This window comes from Nocardiopsis sp. NPDC055879 (genome assembly GCF_053615935.1).
The window spans coordinates 1-1,129 of the sequence record NZ_JBSHCT010000109.1 but is presented as its reverse complement, the minus strand read 5'-3'; the positions used below and the strand labels follow the sequence as shown (position 1 = coordinate 1,129).

The window sequence follows — 1,129 nt, the reverse complement described above, 5'->3', positions numbered from 1 at the left end:
AGGAGGACCTGGACCTGGATGAGGTGGGCCGGCGCGGCTATCACTTCGAGCGCCTGGACCAACTGGCCCTGGAGCACCTGCTCGGCGTGCGCTGAACCGTTCCGTATCTCCATGTGAGCCCGTCACCGATCGATCAGTGGCGGGCTCGCGATGCCCGAAAGACCCACCCCCGACGTCACCAAGTCGACGTGCCATCTCGGCCAGGGAAAGGGAGGGTTCGTAGCCTTCCCGTTTCGCGTCGTCCGCGAGACGGTTGAGCCATCTCTCCTCTTCGGCCCACCCGTTGGTCTCACCGCCCCGCTGTTCATCCATGGATTCCCGCGACCACGGTCCTTCCGGTCAGTCGGTGCCGCCGTATGTGGTGTCGTAGACCTTTGCGAAGGCACGTGCCCGACGCAGGCCGCGTTTGTGGGCGGGGCCCATGAACACGGCGATCACCATGACGAACAGGCCTCCGGCGAGCATGACGACCGGCACCCAAGACGGACCACCCGAGAGGAACCGCAGGATCCCGTTGGCCACGTTGATCCCACCGACCAACAGGAACAGACCGACCAACAGCCCCGGCGAGACCCTGTTCTCCAGGATCCGATCGGCCTGGATCCTGGCGATCCGGTCCACGTCGGGGTGCCCCGAGAGCTCGCCCGAACGTTGTAGGGACCGGGCCTCGCGCACGTCGGCGGGTTCGGTGTCGGGCGGCAGGACCCGGCCACGTCGAACGGAGGCGGCAGCGGTGGCGGCGATGGTGACGACCAGTCCCACCGCGAGCGCGGTGAACAGGGCGACCACCAGGATCAGGGGCACCAGGCCGAAGCCTCCGCCGCCGACGACGAAGCCCGCGACCATGGCGAGCAGGAAGGTGACGCCTCCCCAGAGGCCGGCCCGGCGGCCGTAGCGGCGTGGGTCGTTCTGGGCTCGGATCTGGAAGCGGATCAGGGCGTCGGAGAGGGCGCGGGAAGTGGACATGGGGGGTGTCCCTGCTCATGGGCGCGCCCGGACCGAACACGGATGACCGTGTCACGGCCCCGGGCGTGCGTGACCGACCGTTGGAGGGCCGTGGTGGCCCCGAGGCGGCGGCCACGGGGCCTCGACGGGGTCGAGTGGCGGCTAGCCGGCCTGCCGTTTGGCC

General features: G+C 69.4%; 1 protein-coding gene. It reads right to left on the bottom strand.

Translation table 11 applies throughout. From position 1 onward, the window contains the following. Positions 1-339: 339 nt before the first annotated feature. The gene (locus tag ACWGKS_RS30090; RefSeq protein ID WP_452455419.1) at positions 340-966 is read right to left on the bottom strand and encodes a hypothetical protein; all 627 of its coding nucleotides are present in this window, start codon (positions 964-966) and stop codon (positions 340-342) included. Between the last annotated feature and the right edge of the window lie 163 nt (positions 967-1,129).